Annotated in this window: 6 protein-coding genes; 3 read left to right on the top strand and 3 right to left on the bottom strand. The window is 63.8% G+C overall.

What is annotated here, in order from left to right:
* The coding region (locus AC1DYX_RS24380) for a MurR/RpiR family transcriptional regulator (RefSeq protein ID WP_477263664.1) at positions 1 to 477 on the bottom strand (477 nt) is incomplete at its 3' end.
* 150 nt (positions 478 to 627) lie between these two features.
* Here AC1DYX_RS24380 and AC1DYX_RS24375 point away from each other — a divergent pair.
* The gene (locus tag AC1DYX_RS24375) at positions 628 to 1,746 is read left to right on the top strand and encodes a succinylglutamate desuccinylase/aspartoacylase family protein (protein WP_477263662.1); all 1,119 of its coding nucleotides are present in this window, start codon (positions 628 to 630) and stop codon (positions 1,744 to 1,746) included.
* Between the two features lie 13 nt (positions 1,747 to 1,759).
* The gene (locus tag AC1DYX_RS24370) at positions 1,760 to 3,142 is read left to right on the top strand and encodes a YfcC family protein (RefSeq protein WP_477263660.1); all 1,383 of its coding nucleotides are present in this window, start codon (positions 1,760 to 1,762) and stop codon (positions 3,140 to 3,142) included.
* Between the two features lie 118 nt (positions 3,143 to 3,260).
* On the opposite strand, the gene AC1DYX_RS24365 is transcribed toward AC1DYX_RS24370, so the two are convergent.
* Both AC1DYX_RS24365 and AC1DYX_RS24360 read right to left on the bottom strand, forming a co-directional pair.
* Positions 3,261 to 4,835: a GH39 family glycosyl hydrolase gene (locus AC1DYX_RS24365; RefSeq protein WP_477263658.1), complete on the bottom strand. Its 1,575-nt coding sequence runs from the start codon at positions 4,833 to 4,835 to the stop codon at positions 3,261 to 3,263.
* A 250-nt stretch (positions 4,836 to 5,085) separates the two neighbouring features.
* Complete coding sequence (locus AC1DYX_RS24360) at positions 5,086 to 6,951, bottom strand: phosphoenolpyruvate carboxykinase (GTP) (RefSeq protein ID WP_477263656.1); 1,866 nt, start codon at positions 6,949 to 6,951, stop codon at positions 5,086 to 5,088.
* Between the two features lie 435 nt (positions 6,952 to 7,386).
* On the opposite strand from AC1DYX_RS24360, the gene AC1DYX_RS24355 reads away from it, so the two are divergent.
* A complete protein-coding gene (locus AC1DYX_RS24355; RefSeq protein WP_477263654.1) occupies positions 7,387 to 8,361 on the top strand; it encodes a D-2-hydroxyacid dehydrogenase family protein in 975 nt (324 codons plus the stop codon).
* The last annotated feature ends 20 nt before the right edge of the window (positions 8,362 to 8,381 follow it).

Raw genomic sequence — 8,381 nt, 5'->3', positions numbered from 1 at the left:
CCCCAGCACGTACACGGTGCGCGCCTTCGTGAGCACGGTGCCGATGCGATCGAACTGGGCGCCCGCCAGCGCGCGGCTCGTGGCCGCGATGGCCGCTTCCGCATACCCCAGGCTTTCCAAAGCCGGCCGGGGTGCGGCCGATTGTGCGGCGGCGCGGCGCGCAAAAGTGCTGCGCAGCTTTTCGACGGGCTGCAGCACCGATTGCAGGGTCTCGGCCACCGCGCCGCGCATCGCCGCGTAATTCCTGAAACCGAGATCGCGCGCAAAGCGGCTGATGGTCGCGGTCGATATCTCGCACGCCTCGGCCAGTTCCTCGATCCCGAGCGCCGTCACGCGCACCTGGTTGCGCAGCAGGTAGTCGGCGATGACCCGGTTCGATGCCGAACCCTCGGCCAGCACACGCAGCAGCGCCTGGCCGAGCGAAGACTCGGCGAAGCCGATGTCGGGGGCAGCGCTGGGCGGAACGGCAGGGGTCATCGCATGCATGTCAATGAATAAACATTTTTAAATGTAAAACAGGTTTGATGGCCAGCTCAACAAATTTCTGAAAATATTCTTTCATCGATTTACGTTGTGTAAAGATTCATACATAATCGGCCGAGCAGCCGCCACCCGGAGACCCTGCCCATGCATGCTCAGACACACCCGATCGCGACCGAATCGGCCATCGCCACCTACCAGCTCACGTCCTGGCACTACGGCAGCGCGGGCAGCGGTGGGAAGGCGTATATCCAGGCCTCGCTGCACGCGGACGAGGTGCCGGCGATGCTCGTGGCGCACGTGCTGCGGCGCGAACTGGAACGGCTCGATGCCGCCGGCCGCATCAAAGGTGAAATCGTCCTCGTGCCGGCCGCGAATCCCATCGGCCTGTCGCAGGTCGTGCATGGCATGCCGTTCGGGCGCTTCGACCTGGGCAGCGGCGTGAATTTCAACCGCGCGTTCCGTCACGTGGCCGACGAACTGAAGGCCGCGCTCACGGACCGCCTTGGTGCCGACGCGGACGCCAACGTCGCCGCGATCCGCGCCGCCGCGCGCGCCGCCGTCGACGGCTGGGAGCCCGCGAATCACACGGAAGTGCTGAAAAAGACGCTGCTGGCGCTGGCGATCGATGCCGACATCGTGCTCGATCTGCATTGTGACAACGAAGCCCTGCTCCACGTGTACACGGGCACCGTGCTGGCGGATCGGGTGCAGCCGCTGGCGACGTTGCTCGGCGCGCGCGCCCTGCTGCTGTCCGACGTCTCGGGCGGCGAGCCGTTCGACGAAGCGTGCAGCCGGCTGTGGTGGGACCTGGCCGCACACTTCGGTCCAGACGTTCCAATCCCACCCTCCTGCGCCGCCGTCACCGTCGAACTGCGCGGCGAGATGGACGTGCGCTACGATTACGCGGAACACGATGCACAGGCGATCCTGCAATTTCTCGCGCACGAAGGCCTCATCGATCTACCGGCGGCGCCGCTTCCCGCGCCGCTGTGCGCACCGACGCCGCTCGAAGCCGTCGAGCCGTTGAATGCGCCGCAATCTGGCGTGCTGGTCTTTTTGAAGGCGCTGGGCGACGACGTGAAGGCCGGTGACGCGGTCGCCGACATCGTCGATCCGGTGACCGGAAACACGACCACCGTGCGCGCCAGCCGCGACGGCCTGCTGTTCGCGAGCACGGCACACCGCCACCTGCTGCGCGGCATGCAGGTCTGTAAGATCGCGGGCACGACGCCCTTCCGTTCCGGTTCCCTTTTGAGTCAATAAGGAGACGCTGCGCATGCGCCTGCGAATGCCCAACACCTTCGTGCTGCTGTTTTCGATTCTCGCGCTGATCGCACTGGCGACGTGGTTCGTCCCCGGCGGGAAGTACGAGACGCACCTCGTGGACGGCAAGGAGCTCGTCGATCCCGCCTCGTTCCACTACGTTGCGAGCGCGCCGCAGGGCCTCGTGGCGCTGATGAAGGCACCCATCAAGGGCTTCGAGGCGGCGGCGCAGATCATCGGCTTCGTGCTGATCGTCGGCGGCGCGTTCGCCGTCGTGCAGAAAACGGAAGCGATCGACACGGCGATCCGCTCGATCGCGCGTGCGCACGACCACTCGCGGCTCGTGCGCGCGGCCCTCATTCCCGTGTTCGTCACTCTGTTCTCGCTCGGCGGCGCCACGTTCGGCATGAGCGAGGAGGTGATCCCGTTCATCCTGATCTTCGTGCCGCTGGCGCTGGCACTCGGCTACGACACCATCGTCGGCGTATCGATTCCCTTCCTCGGCTCGCAGGTCGGCTTCGGCGCCGCGTTCCTGAATCCGTTCAACGTCGGCATCGCGCAGCGGATCGCCGGCGTGCCGGTGTTCTCGGGGATGGGTTATCGGCTGATCGTGTGGGCGGCGGCGACCATCGTCACGATCCTGTTCCTGATGTGGTACGCGGCCCGCGTCAAGAGCAATCCTGCGCTGAGCCCGACCTATGTGCTGGACCAGACGCGGCGCCAGGAACAGCCGCCGGCGCTGACGCACGACCGCATGACGGGCCGCCATGGCGCAGTGCTCGCRCTGTTCGCACTGGCGCTCGGCTCGATGGTGGTGGGGGTGGTGAAATTCAAATGGGACATCGACGAGATCGCCGCGCTGTTCTTATCCATGGCGATCGGGGTGGGCATCATCGGCCGCCTCGCGCCCGACAACTGGGTGGCGGCCTTCATGCAGGGGGTAAAGGACCTGGCGCCGACGGCGCTGGTGATCGCGATCGCGCGCGCCACGATGATCATCGCGCGCGACGCCCACATCATCGACACGATGCTGCATGGCCTGATGCCGCTCGTGCAGTCGAGCCACCCCGTGTTCACGGCGCAGAAGATGTACCTGATCCAGTCGGTGATCAACTTCTTCATCCACTCGGGTACAGGACAAGCCGCGCTGACGATGCCGATCATGGCACCGCTCGCGGACCTCGTCGGCGTGTCGCGCCAGACCGCGATCCTCGCCTTCCAGCTCGGCGAATTGTCGACGCCGATGATTCCGACGTCGGGCATCACGGTCGGCGTGCTCGCGCTCGCGCGCGTGCCGTGGCTCACGTGGGCCAGGTGGATGATCCCGCTGCAGCTGATCTATCTCGTGCTGGCCCTCGCGCTGCTGGTGCCGCCCTGCCTGATGCAGTGGAGCTGAGCGGCTTAGAGCGTATCCCAGTAGGGTGCCGCCCACCAAGCATGTCCGCGACGCATACGCTTGGTGGGCGGGGGCCGCCCACCCTACGAGTCGGCGCCTACCGGGATAAGTTTTTAGATCACTTCGCGATCTTCACCAGCACGACGTCGTTCGCGCGCATCGGCACCTGCAGGCTCGCGGTACCGTTGGCGCCGACCTTCACCGACTTCGTCTGCGGCTTGTCCTGCGTCTGCGCCTGCAGCTTCGCGAGCTGGTCGCTCGTGAGGGTCTTCGGCTTGCCCATCTCGATGTACGAGGTGTACGCATCGTTGGCCTTGAAGCCCGTGCGGTAGATCTGCACCGCGTACGTGCCCGGCTTCATGCCCTTCAGCTGGATCTTCAGCGGCGTGCTGTTACGCGTCGGCTGGACGGCGCCGAAGAACGGACGGTTGGTCTTGTCGCCCATGTCCGGCGTCTGGAAGTCCCAGGCCAGCACCTGGACCCCTTTGTCGTCGCGCGTCACCCAGCTCTGCGTGTCGGTAGTCTGCACCTGCTGCTCGCCCAGCTGGTTCATGTATTTGTAGGCGAACCAGGCGGCCTTGCGGATGCCCTGCGGGTTCATGAGGCCGAAGCCGCCTTCGAACGGCCCGGTCTGCGGACCCGGCTCCTCGAACAGGTCCGTATAGGTCCAGTAGCTCATGCCCTGCGCGATGCCCTCGGTCGCCTTGAGCTTGGACAGGATGTAGGCGGCGCTCATGTACGAATCGTGCACGAGGTCGCGCGGGTTGTAGCTGGTGCTCCATTCCGTGAAATACAGCGGCAGCTTGGGCAGGTACGAGGCTTCGATCTCCTTGCGGACCTTGCGCACGTCGCCGACGATGCCGTCCGGCTTCGGCGACAGCTTCTGGTCGCCCTGGCCGTTCTCGTCCAGGAAGCCGCCATCCACGCCATACGTGTGCGTGGCGATGAAGTCGACCGCGGCGCCGCTCTTCTGCGTGTGCGCGAGGAACTCCGGCACCCAGGCCGCACCCGCCGTCGCCGGACCGCCCACGCGGAGGGACGGGTCGATGGCCTTGATCGTCTTCGACGTCAGGTCGAACAGTTCAAAGTATGCCTTCTGGTCGCCTTTTTCCCAGAAACCGTCCAGGTTAGGCTCGTTCCACACTTCGAAGAACCACGAGCGCACTTCTTCCGCGCCGTAGCGCTGCTGCACGTGGCGCACGAAGGCGTCGACGAGGCCCGCCCACTTGTCCGGCTGCGGGTGTGAGGAATTGCCCTTCCAGTAGAAGATCGTCTGGTCCGACGTCTTCATCGCGTCCGGCGTGAAGCCCAGCTCGACGAACGGCTTGATGCCCATGCCCAGCAGCTTGTCGTACAGGTAGTCGATCTTTGTCCAGTCATAGACCGGCTTGCCGTCCACGATCTTGTACGTGCCGAGAATGTCGTGGAAGATCGCGTGGAAGCGGATGTAGCGGAAGCCGAGTTCGTCTTTCGCAATTTTGAGCTGGGCCAGGCTGTCGTCGCGGATCAGCGTCCCCGGATAATCGGAGCCCACCGACAGGTCGGCGGCATGGTCGCGGGCGACGGTCGGTGCCTTGGCGTCGACGACGATCTGGCGTGCGGCATCCGCGGCCAGGGCCGTTGCCGGCAGTACGAGGGGGGTAGTAAATGCCAGCGCCAGGGCGGCGCGCAGCACGGTACGGCGGTGTCTCATGCTTATTGTCCTTATCACGTCGGGACTCGCTGAAGGGTAGATGTTTGCGCTAACAGTGCGAGTTACGACAGGATAAGGTATTAACATCGTTTAGTAAAATCAAAAAACCAAATTAATGGGCCGGTTGCTATTAGGCATCGCATGCACCAATGAAAAAAAGGGACAGGCATGCATACCTGTCCCTTTTCCATGTCGCGGCGGCCTCATGGGACCGCCGTCGTCTCCTCGCCTGTAACTTTTCGCAGCCGGCTTACTCGGCCAGACGCTTCTCCAGCTGTTGCTTGGTGGCCACCAGTTCCTGCGGCAGGCGGTAGGCCAGCTTGTCGAACAGTTCGGTGTGCAGTTTCAGCTCTTCGCGCCATGCATCCTTGTCGATCGACGTGATCTGCGTAAACTGCTCGTTCGTGAACTCGATGCCGGTCCAGTTCAGGTCGCCGTATGTCGGCGTGGTGCCGAACATGTTCTCGACGCCGCCGGCCTGGCCCTGGGTGCGGTCCAGGATCCATTTCAGGACGCGCATGTTGTCGCCATAGCCCGGCCACACGAACTGTCCTTTGTCGTCGGTGCGGAACCAGTTGACGCAGAAGATCTTCGGCAGCGCGGCCGGGTTCTTGTCGGCCACTTTACGGCCGAGGTCGAGCCAGTGCTGGAAGTAATCGCTCATGTTGTAGCCGATGAACGGCAGCATGGCGTACGGGTCGCGGCGCACGATGCCCATCTGGCCGGCGGCGGCGGCCGTCGTTTCCGAGCCCATCGTGGCGGCCATGTACACGCCTTCCGTCCAGTTGCGGGCTTCCGTCACCAGCGGCACCGTGGTCGAGCGGCGGCCGCCGAAGATGAAGGCCGAGATCGGCACGCCGGCCGGATCGTCCCAGGCCGGGTCGATCACCGGGTTTTGCGTGGCGGCGACGGTGAAGCGGGCGTTCGGGTGCGCCGCCTTGGTGCCGGACGCCGGCGTCCAGTCCTTGCCCTGCCAGTCGATCAGGTGCGATGGCAGCTCCTTCGTCATGCCTTCCCACCACACGTCGCCGTCATCGGTCAGCGCCACGTTCGTGAAGATGACGTTCTCGCGCAGCGAGGCCATGCAGTTCGGGTTGGTCTTCTGGTTGGTGCCCGGGGCGACGCCGAAGTAACCCGCTTCCGGATTGATGGCGTACAGCTGGCCGTCGGTGCCCGGCTTGATCCAGGCGATGTCGTCGCCGATCGTCGTGACCTTCCAGCCTTCGAAGCCGGCGGGCGGAATCAGCATCGCGAAATTCGTCTTGCCGCAGGCCGACGGGAATGCGGCCGCGACGTATTTCTTGTCGCCCTGCGGCGATTCCACGCCCAGGATCAGCATGTGCTCGGCCARCCAGCCGGTGCCCCCCTGCTGGGCTTCCTGGTAACCCATGTTGGAGGCGATGCGCAGCGCGAAGCACTTCTTGCCCAGCAGCGCATTGCCGCCGTAGCCCGAGCCGAACGACCAGATCTCGCGCGTTTCCGGATAGTGCACGATGTACTTGGTGGCATTGCACGGCCAGCGCACGTCCTGCTGGCCCGGCTGCAGCGGCATGCCGACGGTGTGCACGCACGGCACGAAATCGCCGTCGTTGCCCAGCACGTCATACACGGCCTTGCCCATGCGGGTCATGATGCGCATGTTGACGGCGACATACGGCGAATCGGACAGTTCCACGCCAATGTGGGCGATCGGCGAGCCCAGCGGGCCCATCGAGAACGGCACGACATACATCGTGCGGCCGGCCATGCAGCCGTCGAACAGGCCGTTCAGCGTCTGGCGCATGTCGTTCGGGTCGACCCAGTTATTGGTCGGACCTGCCTGCTCCTTCGTGGCCGAGCAGATGAAGGTGCGGTCTTCGACACGCGCCACGTCGCTCGGATCGGAACAGGCCAGATACGAATTCGGGCGCTTTGCCGGGTTCAGCCGCTTCATCGTGCCGGCCTCGACCATCTGTGCGCACAAGCGGTCGTACTCTTCTTCGGAACCGTCGCACCAGTAGATGGCGTCGGGCTTCGTCAGGGCCGCGATCTCGGACACCCAATTGATGAGTTTATTGTGCTTGATGTAAGCTGGGACGTTCAGTGCGGCGACACCGCGCATCACGGGCTGGTTCATACATACCTCCAATGCCAATTAAGAATTCCTGGCGATTCCGGCACCTGTGCGGCAGAGGCGGCGGCCTGCGATGCGCGCGGTGACGGGAATCCCGTTTATCTTGTCCCGGCAGGATCGTCGTCAGGATGGCCTCGTGGGCCCACGCCCGGAGCCGTGTTGGTCACGGTGCGGCGCTACGGCGGTCATGTCACCAGTCCCGGACGCGGTTGCGCAGTGCCGGCGGACTGGTTGGAACGTGTGCTGCTGGCCGCAAATGATGTAACTCTGACATCTCGGGCTCTTATTTCTGGTCGATTCTACACCTGACCAAACGCGTTTCAAATGCTTCAATAACAAAAATGTAGGAATTTTGATTGACTAATGTAGTAGGCTATCTCTCATCGTTCAAATTCTGTTATTTCATTACTTTCTTGCCACTAACATCGGCTAACATCCATGAAAATTGCGATTCTCGACGATTATCAAGACGCCGTCCGCGGCCTCGAATGCTTCCGTTTGTTGGAGGGGCACGACGTCAAAGTGTTCACTAACTCAGCCCGCGGCCTGGGCCAGCTGGCGATCCGCCTGGCGCCATTCGACGCCCTCGTCCTGATCCGTGAACGCACGACATTTCCACGCGCATTGCTGGCCAAACTGCCGAACCTGAAGCTGATTTCGCAAACGGGCAAGGTATCCGGCCACGTCGACGTGGCTGCCGCGACGGAGCACGGCATCGCGATCGCGGAAGGCATCGGCTCGCCCGTCGCACCGGCCGAACTGACGTGGGCACTGATCATGGCCGCCAGCCGCAAGATCGTTCCCTATGCCAACAACCTGAAGGATGGGCTGTGGCAGACGGCGTCCATCAATCCAGAACTCAACGGCCTCGGCCGCGTGCTCAAGGGTCGCACGCTGGGTATCTGGGGCTACGGCAAGATCGGGCACATGATCGCGGGCTATGCGCAGGCATTCGGGATGCAGGTGATGGTGTGGGGCAGCGAGAAGAGCCGGGCCGCCGCGGCCGCCGACGGTTTGACGGCCGCGCCGTCACGCGAGGCCTTCTTCGAACAGGTCGACGTGGTGAGCCTGCATCTGCGGCTGAACGATGCGACGCGCGGCATCGTCAAGGCCGACGACCTGGCGCGCATGAAGCGCGACGCGTTGTTCGTGAACACGAGCCGGGCGGAACTGGTCGAGGAAGGAGCGCTGGAGGATGCCCTGCGCAAGGGGCGGCCGGGGTATGCGGCGCTGGATGTGTTCACCAGCGAGCCGCTGGCGGCCGATGCGGCTATCCTTAAAATTCCGACCGTGCTGGCGACGCCGCACCTGGGGTATGTCGAGCGGGACAGTTATGAGTTGTATTTCAGGGCGGCGTTCGAGAATGTCGCGAATTTCGCGAACGGTAATCCGACCAATATCTTAAATCCGTAGGGTGGGCGGGGAGGTAATGC

The organism is Massilia sp. P2_C2, from assembly GCF_056404615.1.
Note: the sequence above shows the minus strand (reverse complement) of the source record. Positions and strands in the feature narration are given on the sequence as shown.